Source organism: Bacillus sp. SRL337 (assembly GCF_984799155.1).
The window spans coordinates 1544142-1563730 of record NZ_OZ481793.1 but is presented as its reverse complement, the minus strand read 5'-3'; the positions used below and the strand labels follow the sequence as shown (position 1 = coordinate 1563730).

The following is a 19589-nucleotide window of genomic DNA, read 5'->3' as shown; positions in this document are numbered from 1 at the left end:
TATCCCTCCTGTATGAATGTATTTATTAATTCATACTTATGTATATGGTAGAAAAGATAGAATATATTACAAAAGATTTTTCTTAACTTTTTATACTCTGAGCAGACTGCAGTCATTAATTTACTATTTTTTCCTATTAGATAAAAATTCCTCTACCGCCAGATGGTGCTCGTCTTTTGCCCATAATTCAGCGCACTTCCTAATTTCCTTTTCCATTCTTGTACGAAGGTGCCCTGCTTCCCATTTTTCTTTTACAGCTTGTTTATATGCCGTCAATACACTCCCATCCCTGGCCAGAAATCGATCCATCAGCTGCAGTGCCGGCTGAATTTCTGTATGTTCAACCAAATAATTCACAAAGCCAAGTTCATACATTTTTTCAGATTGATACAAGCCTGCAGTTCCTAAAAGATAGAGAGCATTCGCATAAGGGATTTTTTCCATTAAGAGGGAACCACCGCCCCAGCCTGTAGTGATGGCGAGCTTCCCTTGGATAAAGCCCATCTTTACGCCTTTACGTGCAATACGGAAATCACAGGCTGCTGCAATCTCACACCCTCCCCCTGCTGCGCTTCCATTTATCAATGCCACAGTCAATTTGGGAAACACGGACAATTGATAGAGTATGTCACCCATTTTTTTCAGCATTGAATAAGCTTGTTCTTCGGTTTTCAATCCATGAAAGATGTCCAGATCCCCTCCGGAACAAAAGGCTTTTTCTCCAGCTGCCGTAATGACCAGAACCTTGATTTCTTCATTGCCTTCAGCTTCTTCCATTGCCTCTTTCAATCCGTCCATCACTTCATAATTGACAGCATTGCGTTTTTCTTCCCTGTTTATGGTGAATATAAGAGCTCCTTCTTTTGTCTTCTTCAATAGGTAATCTGCCATGACGGCCTCCTTTTGACTAGTGAATTTAAGAATATGTATCTAATTGGAAGTATTCATTTACTATCATACAAAAAAAATCCCTTGAGATGGGATATTTGTATTTATCATTTTTATTGAATAAAAAAGGTTCAACGTCAAATGTTGGGGTGAAGTGAATTTTGCTTCACCCTTATCCAATATGTGAACCCAGTCTTTTATACGTATGTGTTAATAGTATTTTCGCTCGAAAACGCGTAAAGCTTCGAAATCCAAATGCGTTTCGTTTCATCACTTTCGTTAAATTGTTAATTCCCTCCAAGAAGCCGTTAGAATAGTTATAGGTAAAGCTATTTAATATTTTAACCTGCCAATTTTTTAATGTTTGCGCTGCTTTTTGAAACTCCGGGATGCCCGCCTCATCAACGGCTTTGTAAAAGGAATATAAGTCATTTTTGGTTTGGTGGATGTTCTCTTCTCCATTTTGTTTCGCCTCATCGAACCAGTGACAGAACAGTTCTTTCAATTCATAGGCCAGCTTTAATTCAGGGGACATGTCCAGATAACGTTGAAGATACCACTGATTGTCCTCTGTTAACTTATAGGATTTTTTATAGAATACATGTCGCATCTTTTTGCATTTCTTTCGATCATAATCATGCCAGCTGGATTGAACTCTTCTCCTCACTCCATCAAGGGCCCAATAGATATATCGAACAAAGTGAAACCGATCCGCCACAATAATAGGCTTCCCAAGGGCTTGTGTGACAGCTGCTTTAAAAGACTGACTCATATCCATGATTACGATTTCCACTTGAGCTCCATACTTTCGGAGATAGTGCTTAATCGTATTTTTGTATCGATTCGGAAGGATATCAATGGGCTCTTTAGTGATGCCATTCGCGATGATGAGCTGGTACTTGCCTTCTCTGGTATCTCCTTTGTATTCATCGATGGCGATCACTTTTGGCAATTCTTTCACTTCTTCGTTGACTGTCTCTTTGGCCAATTGATCAAAGCGCCTTACGACCGTTGAAGGGGATGTTCCATACACTTCTGCCGTCTCCTTGAACGTCTTGCCTTTAATACTACGAATTTTAACTGCCTGGTTCAGTTCCACTGATAACCGTTGGTATCTATTCACAAAAGGGTTCTTTTCCGCAAACTTCTTTCCACAAGGACAAGCATATCTTCTTCTTTTGTAAAAGATTAGTGTGTGTCTTTCAAATAGCTTTAAATGCTTAATTTTTTGTATACGATAGTCGTGAATCTTATGAGTGAAAGTAGCACAAACCGGACAGCTGTGGGGTGTAACCGGCATCTCTGTATAAATACAAAGTCTCGCCTCCACTTCCTCCATTTTCGTAACCATTGCTTCTTCAAAACCAGGTAGAATTATGTTAGAATTCATTATGCACGAATCTCCAATCTATACTTGTTTCTCGACAACTCAAGTATAAAAGACTGGATGATTACGTGCATTTTTTTTGTTCAAATTGTGTAAGAACCCCAACAAATATTATAGAACCATAAAAAAAGCGTGAAGAGCCATGGTCTCTTCACGCTTTTTTGCTGTAAATAAACTTATTTATTCACAACTTCTTTTCCTTTATAAGTACCGCACTCTTTACATACACGGTGAGCTAGTTTCATTTCCCCGCAATTCGGGCATGCAACCATACCAGGTACATTTAACTTGAAATGTGTACGGCGTTTTCTCTTTGCTGTTTTAGATGTTCTTCTAAAAGGTACTGCCATTTCTTCCCACCTCCTTACAGAGATATGTTATGATGAATCCAGAACAAGCTGGTTCACATGCTTTTAAGAGTTCTTGTCTTGATCAAGAAGCTTTGCAAGATCTGCAAGCCGAGGATCGACTTTCTTTTCCTCTTCTGCTTCCGCCTGATTGGCCTGTTCTTCTGTAATGACTTCCCAGTTCTTACCAGAAGGAAGATTGTCAGCAGCTTTCGCTTTTTCACTGAAAACCTGCATCGGTATCTCAAGAACAAGTAATTCCTTGATGACCGGCATCAAGTCAATGACTTCTCCCTGGATTCGGTGCACTTCCTCCTCTTCGTACTGGTCATAGTCATTCGCTTTTAACAAGAATGTTTCGACCGTATCAATATCAATCGGAAAATGGACGTCTTCCAGCGTTCTTGAACAAGGAAGAACAAGTTCACCTTCAATATTAAGATGGAAGGTTACCTTATCAGAGCTGATGTCTGCTCTTCCAGTTACATGGATTGGAGAAACATCGCGTATCTGGGGATCAAGTTCTTTCACTTCACTTGCATCAACGGTTTCATCAAGGATCAATCCCTTATCACGAAACTTTTGCAATTGAATAATTGACCATTTCAATTTAATCACCTCAAGGCAACAAAGGTAATTATAGCTTTCATAATACCTTTTGTCAATATTTTTTCTTTACACTCTTTACAAGCATAGTGTTGTAATTATAACTTGTATTTATGAGTATTTACCAACCATTTTAAAGGATGTGAAAAAGAAATGAAAGCAGCGGGCGTTATTGTAGAATATAACCCTTTTCATAATGGCCATTTCCACCATTTGTCTGAGACAAGGAAAATGACAAAGACCGACCTCATTATCGCAGTGATGAGCGGCAACTTCCTTCAGCGCGGGGAACCCGCAATCGTTTCAAAGTGGTCGCGGACCAAAATGGCATTGAAATCAGGGGCCGACATTGTAATTGAATTGCCATATGCCTTTGCAACACAGCATGCTGAAGTATTTGCGTCAGGTTCTGTAACACTATTGGACGCGATGAAATGTTCATCTTTCTGTTTCGGAAGCGAATCAGGGAACATTACGGCTTTTGAAGCCACAGTCCAGTACCTGCACGAAAATGAGAAGCAATATAATGGATTTATACAGGATTATATCAAAATGGGAATGAGTTACCCATCCGCCCTGTCGGAAGCATTCAAACGTCTCGATACCCAATGGCCGCTTGTAGATCTATCCTTGCCTAATAATATCCTTGGCTATCATTATATCCAAGCGCGTAATTCAATAGGCTCTGATATGAAAGCCTATACCCTTGGCAGAAAAAATGCAAATTATCACGATGAAAATTTTACAGATGAGACGATTGCAAGCGCAACGAGCATAAGGAAGGAACTGAAGAAAAAGAAAGGGTATGTAGAGTCTGTCCATTCTTTCCTTCCTGAATCAACATTGAATGAATTGAAGGCCTATCAGGATACATACGGCAGCTTCCATGACTGGGAAAGATACTTTCAGTTTTTAAGGTACAGAATCCTTTCCTCTTCTCCTGAGCAACTTTCAAGGATATATGAAATAGAAGAAGGGATTGAAAACAGATTTAAAACTGCGGCACGCTCTTCATCAAGTTTCCAGGAGTTCATGGAAACAGTTAAAACAAAGAGATATACATGGACAAGGCTCCAGCGCATGGCCCTCCATATTCTTACAAACACCACAAAGAAAGAGATGAATACCCGTCTTACTCCCAAGTATATCCGGCTTCTCGGTATGACTGAAACTGGAAGACGTTATCTAAATCTTAATAAGAAAGAGCTTTCCCTGCCTTTAATCAGCAGACTGGGATCCGCTGATCCAGAAGGTATTTCCCTGGACATCAAAGCCGCCGAGGTCTATTCGATGGGAATTGAGAATCCTGATATTCAACAGGAGCTGCTTGAGCAGGAATTTAAGCAGCCACCTATCTATCTTAAGAATTAACTAAAAACAAAAGGCTGTTTTCGTATTGATTATAGCTTCTTGGAAAATCCCAAGGTTCGGATTTTCCCTTAGGCATACCAGGGCTCTTCTATCTGAAAGGAAGAGCCGCTCTTTTCTTTCTTGCTTCACGAACTATTTCTGGTGAAATAGGGAGATATATTTCGCTCCTTATAGTAAATACAACAAAGGTTACGAAAATAGCCAAATAAAAAGAACTGAACACCTTGGGTTCAGTTCTTTCAGCTGGTAGACAAAGTCCAATAGATGGACCACGTCTACCTGCTTTTTTTGTATAATTAAGTTAACTACTACTTAACTAAAAAAACTACGCGCAGCACAAAGAAACAATCGAGAGAGTTTTTGCTGCCATGGATCTTAAGAAGTTAGCAAACTGGCCATGGCGAGGGCCATGTCCAGTTTGCTATTCATACGTTATTTCCCCAGAAATTATCAAAACTGATTTTAACCAGTTGGTTGAAATCGGTTTTGTCTACGGTCTGAAAGAACTAACACCTTGGGTTCGGTTCTTTTTATTCATTACAACGAGTCCAGATAGTTTAATGCATCTTCGAATGTCTTAACTGGAACTACTTTCATGTTAGTACCTATTTCTTCAGCGGTCTTCGATGCTTCTTCATAGTTGGGCTTCAGATCAGGGTTAGACTTCTTTATACTCTCCGGAATCATATCCATTGGGGCAAAGAAAATCTCAGCTCCAGCTTTATCCGCAGCGATTACCTTTTGTTCGATTCCTCCAATTCTACCGACCGTCCCATTGGAAGAAATCGTGCCAGTTCCTGCAATCTCCATCCCATGGGTGATATCCCTCTCGACAAGTTCATTATAAATCTGTAAGCTGAACATCAGGCCTGCTGAAGGGCCGCCTATTTTTTCAGTATTCATGGTTACTTTAGGGGTTGTTATAATTTCTTTATCATCCACAAGCCCGATTCCCAATCCTTTTTTTCCTTTGCTTGCTGAAAATTCTGCCAAGCCAATCTCTTTTTCCTGGACCTCATCACCCCTGGTAAAAGTAACTTCCACAGACTCATCGACTGTTTTCCCATTTATATAATCGATAAATTCTTGAGAAGAGTTAAATTCCTTTCCATCAATCGCTGAAATCATATCGCCGGGTTTCAATACCTCAGCAGCCGGCATGCCCTCATACACATTCAAAACATATACTCCATTATACTGAAAAGAATATGGTTTTTCAGCATGCTGAAAGGCGACTTCAATCGCATTCAATTTAGAAGATTCCATCAAGTGGAGTTGCCTGACATTGTACTCTTCGTCCGTTTCTTCCGAGCTTCTGATTTCTTCCACCGGATAGATATGTTCATACTTTCTTAAGGAAGCGATTAAATAGGCATAAATATTTGCCTTGCCCATCCTGACAGTCGTCAGCATAAGTCTTCCTTCATCTTCATATCCATTTTCGACCTCAATAATCGGATCGAGATCCTTTGCGCTGCCTGGCTTGGTAACATAGTATGGCAAGTAATAGAATGAGCTCCCTGCTATAAGTATCGTAATAATGATTAGAGTTCGGATCCACGATTTTTGAGACACTTGCTGTTATTTCTCCTTCCATCCTTCAATCGCTTTCTTAATTGAAGGTATTATCTTCATTGCTTCCTCTTCACCGATGGCAATGATTTCCTCTATGTTTGTAAATGCCCTGGAACTATATTGTTCCACATTCGGTTTGATCATAAAGTCTGCATGGAGATCCCGGTGACGGACGATCTCCTTTTGCAGTATATCAATGCTTTGCATTATAACATCATATACTGTTGTAATCTCTGCATTTTGCTTAACCTGGGCAACATCCACCCCGATCACGATATCCGCGCCCATCTCTTTCACAACAGAGACAGGAACCCTGTCAATCACTCCACCATCGACTAGCAGCCTGCCGCCGATTTTTTCCGGAACAAACACCCCCGGAATGCTTATACTCGCCCGGACTGCCTCAGCTATCGGCCCTTTTTGAAATATCACCCGTTCCCCTTTGGTGAGGTCTGTAGCTACAACGGAGATCGGTATGCGGAGATCCTCTATATTTTTGTTATGAGTAAAAAGCCTGACAAACTGCTTTATCCTCTTTCCAGCAATGAACCCCATTTTCGGCACAGTAAAATCAAGATAATATTTCCTGCGAAAGGCGGTAGATAATTTATATAAATCTTCCATATTATGCCCAACACCATAAAAGCAGGCAACCAGTGCCCCCATGCTGCTTCCTGCAATCATGTCAACAGGGATGCCTTTCTCTTTCAAGGCCATCAGTACCCCCAAATGGGCAAATCCTCTTGCACCGCCCGAACCGAGAGCTAAACCAATTTTGGGCTGGTTCACTTGGGCTCCCCCTTTTTTCATCGATTGTTTTCATCTTATGGTCTAAATTCGGTGCCTATGAGTATATTTCATTTATATGAGGACAAGTTGTGAGTGCCAATCCACGAAATATAATTATATTTTAACACTATTTACAATATCTACAAGACAAGGAAATTGAACTTTCCTTCAATAAACCAGGGGGGAACAGATTGAATGCTTCTCATTTCAAAACGGTCACTTTAGCGGTTTCTGTTACAACTCTAGCCGTTTCACTTATTTTATTTCCTAAAGAATCCTTCGATGCTTCTATCAGGGGACTCAATATGTGGTGGGAAATAGTATTTCCCTCTCTGCTGCCATTCTTCATTATTTCCGAAATGTTAATTGGCTTTGGGGTGGTAAAGTTCATCGGTGTCATCCTAGAGCCATTCATGCGTCCATTTTTCAGGGTTCCGGGAGTTGGAGGATTCGTGTGGGCCATGGGAATGGCATCCGGTTTTCCAGCAGGCGCAAAGCTTACATCCCGCCTCCGCCAGGAAAATCAACTCACTCAAATTGAAGCAGAGCGTCTAGTGTCCTTTACAAATTCATCTAATCCGTTATTTATTTTCAGTGCTGTCTCCATTGGATTCTTCCATAACCCTCATTTAGGTATCATCCTTGCATGCGCTCATTATTTAGGCAATTTCTGTGTAGGTATTATAATGAGCTTTCATGGACGGAAAGAGGAAGCGGGGAAATATGAATCGTCCTCTAAAAAGTTCTCAATTAAAGAAGCTATATCTGCCCTTCACCATACGAGGGTAAGTGAAAAAAGACCGATTGGAAAACAATTAGGAGATGCTGTTAACTCTTCTATTCAAACCTTACTGATGATTGGTGGATTCATAATATTATTTTCAGTCGTCAACAAACTGCTGTTTCAACTGCAAATCACCCCTATTGCAGCTGATGCTCTGAATATTCTTTTTAGAATGCTGATGCTGCCTGAAGATTTGAGCCTTCCGTTTATTTCAGGATTATTTGAGATTACACTTGGAAGCCAGTTGACCAGCGATGTTGACCATGCCACCCTTCTTCAACAGGCAATAATGGTGAGCTTTATTCTTGGATTCAACGGTTTCAGTGTACAGGCACAGGCAGCAAGCATCCTAGCCGAGACAGATATTCGTTTCCGCCCATTCTTTATCGCGAGATTGATCCATGGGACGGCTGCTGCGGTCATCACCCTTTTAATCTGGAAACCCATCTATATGCGGTTCTACCATGATAAGCCTTCAAATGCAGTGCCTGTATTCAATAATCTTGATTGGCATCTCTGGGAACGTGCACTTCTATTGATGAAGCATTGGGGTCCAGTGATCACCTTAGTGTCACTGGTAGTGTATATCATCCTATATACTGTCAGAATGAATGATGGAAATAGACTCTGACAATAAAAAATCAGGCTGTATTCACACGAATACAGCCTGACGCTTTAGAGATTATTCTTTTCCCGCAATGCCATTTCAACCGGTTTTGGAACCAGTTCGGAAATATCAGCGTTGTACTTCGCAACCTCTTTAACAATTGAGGAGCTTAAAAAGGAGTATTGGTTGTTGGTCATAATGAAGAATGTCTCAATATTCTCATCAAGCACCCTGTTCATCGACGTGATCTGCATTTCATACTCAAAGTCCGAAACAGCCCTTAGCCCGCGCAGAATCGCATTGGCCTTTACACTCTTTGCATAATCCATAAGCAGCCCCTGAAAAGAGTCCACCTCCACATTGGGTATATCCTTGGTCACCTCGCGAATCAACTGTATCCTCTCTTCCACTGAAAACATAGGTTTTTTAGATGAATTATTTAAAACCGTGATGTATAGTTTATCAAAAACCTTTGCCCCACGGGATATGATATCAAGGTGTCCGTATGTTATAGGATCAAAGCTCCCCGGGCAGACAGCTATACTTGACATGCTTGCAGCCTCCATTTCTTCGATAACGATTATCATTGCTCAGTATGTAAATCCTCTACATCACTTTCTGGTATATAGTTATCCCAATGATTCCATATGACTCCGTTCTGACTGTTTGCAGGCTGCCAAGCTCCTTAGGCAAAATAATATCGGAACTGTGTTCGCAGACTACGTAACCGCTTTCAATCAGTAAGTCATTTGCTTCAATCTCCTCCAAAAGTTCCTGAAGCTTCTGCTTTTTATAAGGGGGATCCAGGAAAATATATTGAAAGGTTAATTCTCTTTTGATGACAGCCTTCAGGGCCCTTCCTGCATCATTTCTGTAAACTTCGCTTTTGCCGCTGTATCCACAGTAATCCAGGTTGCTCTTAATGGTTTGGATAGCTTTATAGTCCTTATCCACAAAAATCACTTTGTCCAGGCCTCTGCTCATTGCCTCTATTCCCAGACCACCGCTCCCTGCAAACAGGTCTAATCCTGAGCCTGAGTCAAAATAAGGGCCGATAATATTGAAAATCGCTTCTTTAACTTTATCTGTCGTCGGCCTTGTTCCACTGCCGGGCACAGCCTTCAATGGCCTGCCTTTACATTCGCCAGAAATCACTCTCATTGCACTCACCACTGAATATGTATTTATTTCTTTTATATCCTACCATATATAAATATCTTTTGCTATCAATCGTCGAATCGTGTTGAATGCCGCTGAAAATTTTCTATTAATGTATAAAAGTATGTTCACTGGTGATACTGCTAGTAACAACATCTTTTCTGGTGTTGTTGCCAACCGCGGAGAAGACTTACGTTTCCCCATAAGTTCTTCCTCCGGTTTCTCCTCTCCCTTTGCCTTCTATCCCTTGTGGAATTAGAAGGACCCTGCAGGATGCCTGCAGGGCTTTTTTTATTATAAAGCGCAGGCGCCTTGATCAGCCCCGACAGGCATAAGACGAGCCGGCGGGAAGGCTGAACTTTGCCTTCTCGGCGGATGGGCTTATGACCCCGAGGGGCTAGGCGCTGGAGCTGGATTGATTATAAAGCGGAAGCGGCCGTTCAGCGCCGTACAGATTGGAGGGCTCCCGCATGAGATATAGGAATCACGAAGAGCGACAGCGATTCGATGATGACTTATCGCAAGGAGAGAGACCGAAATCTGCTAGGCGCTGGCCGCTGGAGCTGGATTGACTATAATGCGGATTGCCCCTCTCCCAGTATATGTCACCATTCCTTCTTTACGGGATTTTCACCTCTCCATGAATCCAGGATGGATAATCCTGAAGTTCAAACGTAATGATCTCCCCTGGGTGTCCGGTCCGTTCATAAGGAAAACCGAACCGGGAAAGGCCGACACTTCCCGCTTCCTCCTGATACTGTGTACTTAATTTCCGATCTTCTCCATTTCCATTCTTATAGCTTTGTATAGGGTTCAGATGATTTACCTGCTCATATGCCTTATCCCATGAAAAAAATAGGACCCCTGCATTATCAACATTTTCCTCATATTCCACTTTCGCAAGCTTTCCATCCGGTGACTGCAAAATATCTAAATTCTCTGTATCTACCTTGACGAGCAAGTTGTCTTTATCCAGTGCGCGGAGAGTATTAAAGACCAGATAAAGTTCCTTTGGTCTTTTAAAATAATTACTTTGAAGGTAATAGGTTTTTTCTTTAAAATCACCGCTTGCAACGACCCCACTCGCTATTCTTGAACAAGTTTCACCCTTTTCATTTACCAGCCTGAGATCTTCAATATCGAAAATCCGCATAGAGTTTTTTTCAGGAAATTCAAAAGTAATCCCCACTCTTGTTGGGGAGGTCTTTACACTCTTGATCATTATCTTTTGGCCTTCTATCTCATATTCATCATTGATGTCTGTTTGTTTTGTCTGGGCTATCTTCTTCTCATCAACAGTAATTGGAATTTCCCATTCTTCCCATAATGAATCTTCACCATTTCTTATACTCATCACTACAGTATACCCTTCATCTGTTAACGGGCCATTCAGCCCCTGTATGGCCTTATACAAATTTTCCCATTATATGATGCATCGATTCCTTCAATGGATAAAGTATTATAGGGTACTACCTCACCTTGGTCGTTCTCTAGTCTGATTTGCTCAATTTGCAGGTCTTCGTAAGTCTCCTCCTCTGTCTTCACTGAGTAAAACAAAACAAGTTGTTCTTCATCCGCGATAAAGGAGTGAAGTGCAATCGTTATCCCATGGTGAGTATCAGAATTCATTACCTCTTGAACATAATCATTCTCTATGATTGATACCAATCCCTTATCCTGTCTTACAATCTCCACGATTTTATCCCTCCCCGGGATAGTGCTTACATAAGAGGCCAAAGTTTCAGAAACACGAAGCGAACCGATGAATATTGTAAAGAATAACAATGCAGCAGCGGCGAATGTCCTCCAGGTATAAAAAGATCTCCCTGACCCCCTTGCTTTATGAATCCCTATTCGTACATATTAATAAGGAAAAAGTTTTGCCAGAAGGGAATTTTTTTATATCAGAATATGAATGTGCATCTTTACTTCTTAAAGGGTATTTGGAATAATTGAGAATTGTACATAGTATGAGGATTGAAAGGAGTTTTTACATGATCCAGCGTTTTATCGAACTCGGGGAAGGGTATTCGGATTTATATGAGCTTATAGAGTTGGCCCGTTATAACGAACCTAGGGTGCATCATTTCCTGGCTTTTCATACAGTCGTTAACGAAAGGCCTGTAACATCATTGGCCCTCGTCCTTAAACCAGCTGAAGAAGGTAAATTTCAGCCTTTATATATTTGCAGGGAAGGAATACCAGATCCAAATCATATGGCCAACAAGAGGTTTGATTTGTTTGCACAAGCTGCAAAAGCACAAGGCCGTCAAGTTATCCAAATGGATGTGAAACCATCTTCATTTTTTGCTGAAAAAGATTTATATTACCAGCACCTTATTGCCATTTTGAGATTGAATCATTATATTCCGCCATTACAATGATAGAGAACCCACAAGACAAACAAAAGCAAACAGGAAGATTCCTGTTTGCTTTCTTATTAGGATGGCTGTTTCCTGTTGATTGGCTCTCTCGGAAATATTCCAGAGCCGAATTTTTCTCTTATGTGATAAGGATTTCTCTCTGAACAGTAAGAGCAGCTCTTTTCCTTCCTGCTCTTTAAGGTCATCAATCAGCTCGTTGTTTTTGAAGTCCACATTAAATAGCTGCAAAAACAGAGCCTTTAAATCCCCATTTTATAATCATATTCTTTTGCTTTATCAGGCTTGGAATTTTCAAACTGAGTCTTAATGAACGGCTTGTAGGATGGCTCCACTTTTTTCACATAAGAATAGGAAGAAAGTTTTTCTATTATCGAGTCCGTTTCACTTTGGTTGCAGTATAATACAACATATTTCAATTTTCTTGAAACATACTGAACATTCCCGAACCGTCTCATGGATTTGGCATGTTTCAAACTATATAACCATACGGTGATACCTTGTCTATCGGTAAACATCTTATTTTCCCCTTAAATTTCACTCTATTTTCCTAAGTCTAGCATATGAAATAACCAAAAATCAACAAAAGAAGGGATGTAAAGTATGGACCTGGAAGTGATCTGGAATATATTCGCAAAACAATTACAATCATATGAAGCGATGGAAGACTACAAAATGAAAAAGATAGCCGGCATCCCCTTTATATATATCAAATCCTCCTATCCCAAACATGAGATGGAGGAAATGATCAAAAAGGCTGCAGCAAAATCCATGCGCGGCAAACGTCTTCATTCTGAAACAATTTATGTCAGACAAAAAGACAGACATTATGTCTACCGGCACCGCTTCTATGTCCCACAGGAAAAGATGTTTTGCTGTGGAAACCTATGTGTTGACTGTATCAGACTTAAAGGATAATAAGAAAAGCACCAGCGTCTGTCATGGCCAGGGGCTGGCATACTCGCTTTCTAAATAAAAAATGCGGGAAGATTCCCGCATTTTTTATGAACAGCCGCAGCTTCCTCCACTTCCACAACCGCCTCCACAAGCAGAACCGGAATCAAAGAATGGATTTCCTGTCGGTACTTTCACATTTTCTGACACTGATTTTCCGATAAGTACACTGATTTGATCCAATAAATCTTGTAGATCGTTTTCAGCACGGCGGAAACTGGCTACGTTATCATCCATGTCCATTTCACGTTTCAGTTGGCGAATTTCCATCATTACCCGCTTGTAATCGGGATGATACCGGCCGAAACGCTGAACCTCTTCGTAAAGCTCCTTCATTTTGGAGAATTCCTGGATTTTACGCTGTGTGCTTTTATTTGTCTGGAGCTTATATAAACAACGACGGTACTCTTCCGCAATTTCAGATTGCAGAATTTGAGCAGCCAATTCTTCAGCAGATTCCTGTATTTCAAGTCTTTCTATTGTAGCAAGCAAAAGAGCTCACCTCCATAACGATATTTTAACACGTTTGATGAAAGTAAGCGAATGGTTGTTTCTTATGGAATTGTAATATAAAACTGCTTCTGCAATCCCAGGGTGGTATTATCTTTAGACACAATATCCACTTTGACATGGTGGATCCCTTTGTCTAGGCCTTTCATGACAAATGCCGCTGTATGGTATTCGTCAAATCTTTTGCCGTCAACACTCACAATTATTTTTCCTTTTCTGCCAGTTTTGCCAGCCGTAAACGTAACTCCGGGAGCAATGCACTCAACATATACTTGACTCCCCTGGACAATGTGCCTGACTGTTATTTTTGTTTTACCCTCGGTACTGACCGAAGCTGCTTTAGCTTCTGGTTCCGTTCCAAATGATTCAGGTTCAGGCATATCCTCTTGACATCCAGCCAATCCTATTATTAGAAACAATAGTATATACTTTTTCATCTAAACCACTCCTTGCCTTTAGCGTTTACAGACAAAGGGGGTTTTAACCAAAAAAAGCCGTAATTTCAGGCTGGGCTGCATGAATTTCATCGCATGCTGACTAATTAGAATTATTCATGGCTTGAAACATCTGCATCATCATTGAAGCCATCTGGACACCATTCGAGAATCTTTGGACCTGATGATGTACGGTTTTTTCAAAATGATTAATCGAGGCTGCTTCAAACCTATCCAGATAATGGGGATTTTTACTTAAAATCCTATACCAGACTGGCTGGACCCTAATGAAATCCTTAAGATCCTGTTTAGAATGAATATATTCGATAACTTCCTTCCTCATTGATTTCACGTCCCCTAATCTTTTCTAATTGAAAACGGATGTCTTGGCCTTTCCGGCGCTTCATTTTGTTCCGTTATTGAGGGGGTCGAACCAGTGGATTGAAATTGCGAGAGCACACCTTGCACCGCACCGATTGCCTGACTTAAGCTGTTAATATGCTGCTGCATTTGATTGGGATCCATATTCTTGAGCATTCCTCCAATTTGATCCATGAAACCCTTGGATTCTTTCTTTTCCTGCTGGGATTTACCGTCTCGATATTCATCCCACCTGGAATCCTCTTCTCCTAATAAGTACCATTCCTCAAACAAATCCTGCCAACTTGCCGTCCCCTTTTTTACCTCATAAGATAATTTGGGATGTTTTTGCACGAACTGTTTAAATTCTTTTACTTTAGGATGCAGCTTTTTGGCCATATCCTTCACCTCCTAGTCGGGGCATATACCTATTACAATTTATGATGTTAAATTTAAAATGTGAATTTAAGCTGAAAAAAGAAGTAAGATCATGACAAATCATTCCCCTGGAAAATTATTTCATGATATGATTAAGAAGTCTGTTAAAGGGCTCTTTCAACTGTGAATTTGCGTTTTAACTTATCATTTTAGAGTTTCTAATCTGTCTTTATGTGAAAAATAAGAACAGATCAGAATTGATCTTCTATATAAATATAGTAAATAGCTGATCAAGAACTATAAAAAGAAGGATGTATCAAAATGAAAGAAGAATTGGCAAGACTTTTAAATGAATGTATAGAAAATGGAAGTGAAGCTGACCTTGTAGTCATTCAACAAATGCTTCAAGGAGTCAGAAGAAAGCAGAACAATCATAACGGGTCCTATATAGGTGCAGCCCTGGCTATGGAAAGAACAATTAGTGATAACACCTGTGATGTGACCATCCCCATCACGCCGCTCACTTATAATTCACTGGAAATTGTGCATGGCGGTATCACCGCCACACTGGTCGATACAGCTATGGGTACGCTGGCAAACGTTTTGCTTCCTGATGGATATGGAGCAGTAACAACCAATCTGACCATTCACTATGTATCACCTGGAAGACATGGAAATCTAACAGCCAAGGCAAATCTGGTCCACAAGGGCTCCAAGACGCTGGTCATTGATGGAAATGTACTCTCTGAGGATGGCAGAACAGTGGCTCATTGCACCGGATCGTTTTTCATCGTAAAGAAGAGATAGTGGTGTGAAACTAAGCCTGACAATAAGTTGACAGGCTTTTTCACACAAAAATGGACCGGCTGTAAACAACCGGTCATTTATGGTATTATTGCTCAAACTGCTGGATGAAATTCTGGGTATAATACTTTCTGAATACCCCCACTCCCAGATGAGTAAAATCCTGCTCTAACAAGGTCTTTCTGTGTCCTTCTGAATTCAGCCAGCCGTGGACTGCAGCCGGCCCATCTGCATACTGCGCCGCAATATTTTCTCCTGCCATACCAAATGCAATTTCTGCACTCTCCAGGCGGTCTGCCAGTGTGCCGGAAGTTGGTGATTCATGGGAGAAATAGTCCTGTTCAAACATATCTTTACTATGTTCCTCGGCCACCAAAGCAGTTTGTTCATCCCATTCCACCGGTTTTGCATCATAAGTGGAACGAATGATATTAGTAATATCGAAAATTTGCTGCTCGCTGCCCTCCGATATTTCTTTCCACTTCTCTTCAGGGATCTCGTTTTCTTCCATCAGCTCGCCTCTGTACACCATTTCATATGGTCTCTGCTCCACAAGCGTTTCTTTGTTAAATAAACGAATGCTTACCAGTTGTCCTGTATATTCATCAAGATAAAGTTGAGCATAAACATCCCCTATCATCGTAAGCATCCTCGTGTACAGATCTTCCTCAGAAAGCTCAAATCGGTATGTACCTCCATCGACATTCACGACAATTTCAGACTCCACAGAGGTATCCTCATAAATTTCCTTGATGGACTGTCCAATCTTGAAAGGTTCAATATCTGATTCTTTACCGGCGGCATAAATAGTAACCACTTTGCTTCTTTCGATGCCGACTTGAAGGTATTTTTTTTCAGAAAGGTGGTAAATCCACCACTCATATCTATAAGCAGAAGGGTCAATGCGGTCGGGTTCGCCAAGCTGGGCAACCAGTTCTTCGGCACTCTTATTAATAAATGAAGCGATTCCTTGTGCAGGGACTCCTGAATTTGTATTCTCGTCCTTTTCATTCAATAAATCGTCTTCATCCACTTGAGGCTCCTTTGATCCAGGTCCTTTAAGGATTGGTGTATCATCTTGTTTCCCGTTAGAATAAATACCTACAAATAATATGATTGCTAAAATCGTTAAGATCCGGAATAATGTTTTCAGGAATGATCCTCCTTTCTTTTAAGATGGTGATATAAAATATTTCATTATTTCAGGAGGCATTCTATTATTTAAAACCGTACTGGCTTAGGCCATATATATGTATAACTATTATTAGTATAGCATTACTCCTAACTCCATTTACAGTAAGAGCTTTTAGAAATTTCGTATATTATCACATCAATATAGTAATATTTTTTCCCTGCTTCTATTTTTATTCCAGGTATCCTCATTATATAAGGCTGATAGCTCGAATATTGCCCTTATTTAAATTATTAACGATTTTCTCTTCATGGTCACGACTCTGAGGGGTGGACAGTGAATTTAAAGGGGAGAAGGTCGTTCATGATTTGAGGGCTTTGGCAAGGGATGCAGGAACCACAGAGAGCGGACGGTTCAATGATGGCTTATCATAAGGAGAGAGATTAAAATCGTCTAGCTTGGAGCTGGAGTCTTGCAAGGAGGAGTCAGAATGACCGCCAGCAGCTGGGGCTTTGGCCTGCATTCGCCATTTAAGCGACTTGATTCGGCATGGTTGGCCACTGGAACGCGATGCCTGTCCCGCTTCCCAAACAGAAAATGTTTATCTTCTGCTCCAATCAGCCTTTTATATGGAACGGGTTAAATAGGCATAGACACAGGGTCCCTTCAAAGACCCTGCCAATTAAAAAGACTGCCTAAGGTGAAGCAAAACAATATCATGCCATCAAGAAGGTCTTTGATAAGACGTATGGTCCCTATATTTTCCTTCCCTTCTTGCAGGCAGTCTTATAGTCAGGATTTTCTTCAAATAGGTTTGTTTGCCTCTATTTGGTGTTCCGATATTTTTTCAATAGCCATGTTGGTTTGACTATCGAGGTTGTCTCTTAATGCGAGGTCACCAAGTGATACTATTCCAACCAGTTTATTTCCGTCCACTACAGGCAGACGCCTGATTTGGTGATGGCTCATTAGATTCGCTGCTTCTTCTGCTGTTGCTTCTGATCCGATTGTTACGAGCTTATCACTCATAACCACTTCGACCTTGGATGAACCAGGATGTTTTTCAGCGATCCCCCTTATAACTAGATCTCTATCTGTAATCACCCCCACTAGTTCCTCTCCATCGACAATAGGAATTGCCCCGACCTCATTTTCCTTCATCTTGACAGCAACTTCATATACATTATCCAGCAATGTACACGTTTCTACATTTTTGCTCATTATTTCTTTCACGATCACGTCTGTTTCACTCTCCATTTCATGAATGTTCCTTTTCATATCATTCTCATTTGAAAAAGAAGTATTCTCCTGATAAAAGGAATTACTAAATTCGTCACATGTATTCGTTGCAACCATAGATAAATTACACTATTATAAAGGATGAGGATTTTTTTGCATTTTGTCTGGTTCTTTTTGAAAGGATAAGAATGCGTTGATGATATAGGAGGGATAAATTATGCGATTTGAAGCTTCTGGCGTCGAAAAAATGAAAGCGGATTTAAACAGGCTTGATGAAGTCATGAAATCTCATGGAATGTTAAGAGAAGGTCAATGGGATTATGAACGCGTTACCTACGACAAGAAATTTGAAATTAAAGAAGGTACATACTATCTAAGGATCCAAGGTCACTCAGTAAACGGTGATATCGGCAGGCATGACGCTGTCATACAACTGATGACACCATTGTTAGGGAAACACTATTACCCACATGGTATTGAGTATGGCGAAGGGGAACATTTCCCAGCGCATCTTGTTACAACATGCGAAAAGCTTCTGGCTGAAATTAAAGCAGAAGTTACTGGTTTTGCAGAATAATGAAGGTACAGCCGGCGGAAAAGGACTAATCTTTCTGCCGGCTTTTTTGTGATCTACTCCGTTAATCAGATTTCTTCCTCTGACACGTCTGTATGTCATAAAAAAGTTGAATTGAAATGCTCTGCCCTGTTCAGTATGGGCTTTATTGTAATATAATAGTAGTGTAGGTACATATGAAGAAAGGGGCGTCAAATTGCCGAAATTTCTCTCCAAAAAGATGATAATGATTGCCATCGCTATCATCATCACAATTTTATTGTTTTATTATATTCTTCCGGTTTCCATCCCCCTGATAACTGCCATTGTCACGGCTTTGTTATTGGATCCTGTCGTGAAAATGCTGGAAAGGAAATTCAAGATCAAAAGAAAACTTGCTGTATTGATCGTATTTCTAATCTTCATGCTTTCCATTGGTGTTCTATCCTATTTTGCCATCACCAAGGTTGTGGGAGAAGGTGTCAAATTAGTTGAAGATATGCCTGCTTATATCAATCAGTTAAGCGATATTTGGCTTATGTATGAAAAGCAGCTTACAAATGCCGCCAAAGATCTTCCGATTGAAATTGTTACTGAAGTCAGCCAAGAGGTACAAGACTTTTTAAACAGTTTCAAAAACAGTTTAAAAGAGTACTTAAATATTGAAAAAATCAGTGCATTTCTTGCTTATATCCCTAATTACTTGGTCAGCTTCCTTGTTTTCCTGATCGCATTATTCATGTTCATGCTGGATCTTCCTAGAATCAAACAGACAATATTCAATCATCTAACAGAAAGGACTGCTGAGAAAGTCAATTTTATGACTTCAAGGCTCTCTTATGTTATTTTCGGTTTCTTTAAAGCACAATTCCTGGTAAGCATCATCATATTTATGGTGTCCTTAATTGGTCTCTTGTTTATTGCCCCGGAAGTAGCGGTCGTCATGTCGATCATTATATGGCTGATTGATTTCATTCCATTGATTGGATCGATCGTTGTTCTTGGTCCATGGGCAATGTATCATCTGTTATCAGGCAATCTTACTCTCGGTACGGAATTATCCATTTTAGCCGCTGTCCTCCTCATCATCCGCAGGACAGTTGAGCCAAAGGTAATGGGAAGCCATATCGGCCTATCTCCGCTCTCTACTCTTATCGCCATGTATCTTGGGGTAAAATTGCTCGGAGTGCTTGGCTTTATATTAGGTCCGTTAATTCTGATTGTCTTCAATTCAGCTAAAGAAGCCGGAATCATCAAATTAAACTTTAAATTATAAGCAACAGGCAGGTCTCCAAACAGGAAACCTGCCTTTCCTTTACTTTTAAAGCAGCC

General features: G+C 40.5%; 25 protein-coding genes. 7 read left to right on the top strand and 18 right to left on the bottom strand.

Annotated features, from left to right (window positions below; genetic code table 11):
* Positions 1–123 precede the first annotated feature (123 nt).
* From AC4E8A_RS07655 to AC4E8A_RS07640, 4 genes are all read right to left on the bottom strand, one after another.
* Complete coding sequence (locus tag AC4E8A_RS07655) at positions 124–891, bottom strand: enoyl-CoA hydratase/isomerase family protein (RefSeq protein WP_490197771.1); 768 nt, start codon at positions 889–891, stop codon at positions 124–126.
* A 169-nt stretch (positions 892–1060) separates the two neighbouring features.
* On the bottom strand, positions 1061–2278 hold the full coding sequence (locus AC4E8A_RS07650) for an ISL3 family transposase (RefSeq protein WP_490197770.1): 1218 nt from the start codon (positions 2276–2278) through the stop codon (positions 1061–1063).
* 173 nt (positions 2279–2451) lie between these two features.
* Entirely contained in the window at positions 2452–2625 is a 174-nt protein-coding gene (gene rpmF, locus AC4E8A_RS07645; protein WP_006836756.1) for a 50S ribosomal protein L32, read from the bottom strand.
* A gap of 63 nt (positions 2626–2688) precedes the next feature.
* Complete coding sequence (locus tag AC4E8A_RS07640) at positions 2689–3231, bottom strand: YceD family protein (RefSeq protein WP_490197769.1); 543 nt, start codon at positions 3229–3231, stop codon at positions 2689–2691.
* 150 nt (positions 3232–3381) lie between these two features.
* Here AC4E8A_RS07640 and AC4E8A_RS07635 point away from each other — a divergent pair, with 150 nt between their 5' ends.
* A complete protein-coding gene (locus AC4E8A_RS07635) occupies positions 3382–4599 on the top strand; it encodes a nucleotidyltransferase (protein WP_490197768.1) in 1218 nt (405 codons plus the stop codon).
* 537 nt (positions 4600–5136) lie between these two features.
* Here the strand turns inward: AC4E8A_RS07635 and AC4E8A_RS07630 are convergent.
* Both AC4E8A_RS07630 and AC4E8A_RS07625 read right to left on the bottom strand, forming a co-directional pair.
* Complete coding sequence (locus AC4E8A_RS07630) at positions 5137–6174, bottom strand: SepM family pheromone-processing serine protease (protein ID WP_490197767.1); 1038 nt, start codon at positions 6172–6174, stop codon at positions 5137–5139.
* 6 nt (positions 6175–6180) lie between these two features.
* Positions 6181–6963, bottom strand: coding sequence for a patatin-like phospholipase family protein (locus AC4E8A_RS07625; RefSeq protein ID WP_490197766.1), 783 nt, complete (start codon positions 6961–6963; stop codon positions 6181–6183).
* Positions 6964–7154: 191 nt separating this feature from the next.
* On the opposite strand from AC4E8A_RS07625, the gene ylbJ reads away from it, so the two are divergent.
* The gene (gene ylbJ, locus AC4E8A_RS07620) at positions 7155–8378 is read left to right on the top strand and encodes a sporulation integral membrane protein YlbJ (protein WP_490197765.1); all 1224 of its coding nucleotides are present in this window, start codon (positions 7155–7157) and stop codon (positions 8376–8378) included.
* Positions 8379–8422: 44 nt separating this feature from the next.
* On the opposite strand, the gene coaD is transcribed toward ylbJ, so the two are convergent.
* The 4 genes from coaD to AC4E8A_RS07600 all read right to left on the bottom strand — a co-directional run bounded on the left by coaD (position 8423) and on the right by AC4E8A_RS07600 (position 11360).
* Complete coding sequence (coaD, locus tag AC4E8A_RS07615; RefSeq protein ID WP_490197764.1) at positions 8423–8905, bottom strand: pantetheine-phosphate adenylyltransferase; 483 nt, start codon at positions 8903–8905, stop codon at positions 8423–8425.
* A gap of 55 nt (positions 8906–8960) precedes the next feature.
* Positions 8961–9515: a 16S rRNA (guanine(966)-N(2))-methyltransferase RsmD gene (gene rsmD / locus AC4E8A_RS07610; protein ID WP_490197763.1), complete on the bottom strand. Its 555-nt coding sequence runs from the start codon at positions 9513–9515 to the stop codon at positions 8961–8963.
* 616 nt (positions 9516–10131) lie between these two features.
* Positions 10132–10866 (bottom strand): DUF5643 domain-containing protein, encoded by a 735-nt coding sequence (locus AC4E8A_RS07605; protein ID WP_490198799.1) that lies wholly within the window; start codon positions 10864–10866, stop codon positions 10132–10134.
* Between the two features lie 35 nt (positions 10867–10901).
* Positions 10902–11360, bottom strand: a complete 459-nt coding sequence (locus tag AC4E8A_RS07600) for a DUF4179 domain-containing protein (protein ID WP_490198798.1) — start codon at positions 11358–11360, stop codon at positions 10902–10904.
* A gap of 146 nt (positions 11361–11506) precedes the next feature.
* Here AC4E8A_RS07600 and AC4E8A_RS07595 point away from each other — a divergent pair, with 146 nt between their 5' ends.
* On the top strand, positions 11507–11896 hold the full coding sequence (locus AC4E8A_RS07595; RefSeq protein ID WP_490197762.1) for a DUF7147 family protein: 390 nt from the start codon (positions 11507–11509) through the stop codon (positions 11894–11896).
* Here AC4E8A_RS07595 and AC4E8A_RS07590 read toward each other — a convergent pair.
* Together AC4E8A_RS07590 and AC4E8A_RS07585 are read right to left on the bottom strand one after the other, a co-directional pair.
* Positions 11888–12124 carry a hypothetical protein gene (locus AC4E8A_RS07590; protein ID WP_490197761.1) on the bottom strand — a complete coding sequence of 79 codons (237 nt, stop codon included), beginning with the start codon at positions 12122–12124 and terminating at the stop codon, positions 11888–11890. The genes AC4E8A_RS07595 and AC4E8A_RS07590 overlap by 9 nt on opposite strands.
* 11 nt (positions 12125–12135) lie before the next feature.
* On the bottom strand, positions 12136–12411 hold the full coding sequence (locus AC4E8A_RS07585; RefSeq protein WP_490197760.1) for a YlbG family protein: 276 nt from the start codon (positions 12409–12411) through the stop codon (positions 12136–12138).
* An 85-nt stretch (positions 12412–12496) separates the two neighbouring features.
* On the opposite strand from AC4E8A_RS07585, the gene AC4E8A_RS07580 reads away from it, so the two are divergent.
* Complete coding sequence (locus AC4E8A_RS07580) at positions 12497–12811, top strand: hypothetical protein (protein WP_490197759.1); 315 nt, start codon at positions 12497–12499, stop codon at positions 12809–12811.
* An 84-nt stretch (positions 12812–12895) separates the two neighbouring features.
* Here the strand turns inward: AC4E8A_RS07580 and AC4E8A_RS07575 are convergent, their stop codons facing one another.
* From AC4E8A_RS07575 to AC4E8A_RS07560, 4 genes are all read right to left on the bottom strand, one after another.
* Positions 12896–13339, bottom strand: coding sequence for a YlbF/YmcA family competence regulator (locus tag AC4E8A_RS07575; protein WP_490197758.1), 444 nt, complete (start codon positions 13337–13339; stop codon positions 12896–12898).
* A 62-nt stretch (positions 13340–13401) separates the two neighbouring features.
* Positions 13402–13794, bottom strand: a complete 393-nt coding sequence (locus AC4E8A_RS07570; protein WP_490197757.1) for a hypothetical protein — start codon at positions 13792–13794, stop codon at positions 13402–13404.
* Between the two features lie 100 nt (positions 13795–13894).
* Positions 13895–14134: a YlbE-like family protein gene (locus AC4E8A_RS07565; protein ID WP_490197756.1), complete on the bottom strand. Its 240-nt coding sequence runs from the start codon at positions 14132–14134 to the stop codon at positions 13895–13897.
* A 14-nt stretch (positions 14135–14148) separates the two neighbouring features.
* Positions 14149–14550, bottom strand: a complete 402-nt coding sequence (locus tag AC4E8A_RS07560) for a YlbD family protein (RefSeq protein WP_490197755.1) — start codon at positions 14548–14550, stop codon at positions 14149–14151.
* Positions 14551–14850: 300 nt separating this feature from the next.
* Between AC4E8A_RS07560 and AC4E8A_RS07555 the strand changes: the two genes are divergently transcribed.
* Complete coding sequence (locus AC4E8A_RS07555) at positions 14851–15336, top strand: PaaI family thioesterase (RefSeq protein ID WP_490197754.1); 486 nt, start codon at positions 14851–14853, stop codon at positions 15334–15336.
* Positions 15337–15421: 85 nt separating this feature from the next.
* Here AC4E8A_RS07555 and AC4E8A_RS07550 read toward each other — a convergent pair whose 3' ends face one another.
* On the bottom strand, positions 15422–16366 hold the full coding sequence (locus tag AC4E8A_RS07550; RefSeq protein ID WP_490197753.1) for a CAP domain-containing protein: 945 nt from the start codon (positions 16364–16366) through the stop codon (positions 15422–15424).
* A gap of 903 nt (positions 16367–17269) precedes the next feature.
* Positions 17270–17743, bottom strand: a complete 474-nt coding sequence (locus AC4E8A_RS07545; RefSeq protein ID WP_490197751.1) for a CBS domain-containing protein — start codon at positions 17741–17743, stop codon at positions 17270–17272.
* 178 nt (positions 17744–17921) lie between these two features.
* Between AC4E8A_RS07545 and AC4E8A_RS07540 the strand changes: the two genes are divergently transcribed.
* Both AC4E8A_RS07540 and ytvI read left to right on the top strand, forming a co-directional pair.
* Complete coding sequence (locus AC4E8A_RS07540; protein WP_490197750.1) at positions 17922–18281, top strand: YugN family protein; 360 nt, start codon at positions 17922–17924, stop codon at positions 18279–18281.
* A gap of 193 nt (positions 18282–18474) precedes the next feature.
* Positions 18475–19533 carry a sporulation integral membrane protein YtvI gene (ytvI, locus tag AC4E8A_RS07535; RefSeq protein WP_490197749.1) on the top strand — a complete coding sequence of 353 codons (1059 nt, stop codon included), beginning with the start codon at positions 18475–18477 and terminating at the stop codon, positions 19531–19533.
* The last annotated feature ends 56 nt before the right edge of the window (positions 19534–19589 follow it).

What these genes read in the sequence shown, in the direction of transcription:
- AC4E8A_RS07540 (WP_490197750.1), top strand. Translation starts at nt 17,922, where the DNA reads ATGCGATTTGAAGCTTCTGGCGTCGAAAAAATGAAAGCGGATTTAAAC.
- AC4E8A_RS07560 (WP_490197755.1), bottom strand. Translation starts at nt 14,550, where the DNA reads ATGGCCAAAAAGCTGCATCCTAAAGTAAAAGAATTTAAACAGTTCGTG.
- AC4E8A_RS07565 (WP_490197756.1), bottom strand. Translation starts at nt 14,134, where the DNA reads ATGAGGAAGGAAGTTATCGAATATATTCATTCTAAACAGGATCTTAAG.
- rpmF (WP_006836756.1), bottom strand. Translation starts at nt 2,625, where the DNA reads ATGGCAGTACCTTTTAGAAGAACATCTAAAACAGCAAAGAGAAAACGC.
- AC4E8A_RS07545 (WP_490197751.1), bottom strand. Translation starts at nt 17,743, where the DNA reads ATGAAAAGGAACATTCATGAAATGGAGAGTGAAACAGACGTGATCGTG.
- AC4E8A_RS07650 (WP_490197770.1), bottom strand. Translation starts at nt 2,278, where the DNA reads ATGAATTCTAACATAATTCTACCTGGTTTTGAAGAAGCAATGGTTACG.
- AC4E8A_RS07555 (WP_490197754.1), top strand. Translation starts at nt 14,851, where the DNA reads ATGAAAGAAGAATTGGCAAGACTTTTAAATGAATGTATAGAAAATGGA.
- AC4E8A_RS07595 (WP_490197762.1), top strand. Translation starts at nt 11,507, where the DNA reads ATGATCCAGCGTTTTATCGAACTCGGGGAAGGGTATTCGGATTTATAT.
- AC4E8A_RS07580 (WP_490197759.1), top strand. Translation starts at nt 12,497, where the DNA reads ATGGACCTGGAAGTGATCTGGAATATATTCGCAAAACAATTACAATCA.
- AC4E8A_RS07585 (WP_490197760.1), bottom strand. Translation starts at nt 12,411, where the DNA reads ATGTTTACCGATAGACAAGGTATCACCGTATGGTTATATAGTTTGAAA.
- AC4E8A_RS07605 (WP_490198799.1), bottom strand. Translation starts at nt 10,866, where the DNA reads ATGAGTATAAGAAATGGTGAAGATTCATTATGGGAAGAATGGGAAATT.
- coaD (WP_490197764.1), bottom strand. Translation starts at nt 8,905, where the DNA reads ATGTCAAGTATAGCTGTCTGCCCGGGGAGCTTTGATCCTATAACATAC.
- AC4E8A_RS07570 (WP_490197757.1), bottom strand. Translation starts at nt 13,794, where the DNA reads ATGAAAAAGTATATACTATTGTTTCTAATAATAGGATTGGCTGGATGT.
- rsmD (WP_490197763.1), bottom strand. Translation starts at nt 9,515, where the DNA reads ATGAGAGTGATTTCTGGCGAATGTAAAGGCAGGCCATTGAAGGCTGTG.
- AC4E8A_RS07635 (WP_490197768.1), top strand. Translation starts at nt 3,382, where the DNA reads ATGAAAGCAGCGGGCGTTATTGTAGAATATAACCCTTTTCATAATGGC.
- AC4E8A_RS07655 (WP_490197771.1), bottom strand. Translation starts at nt 891, where the DNA reads ATGGCAGATTACCTATTGAAGAAGACAAAAGAAGGAGCTCTTATATTC.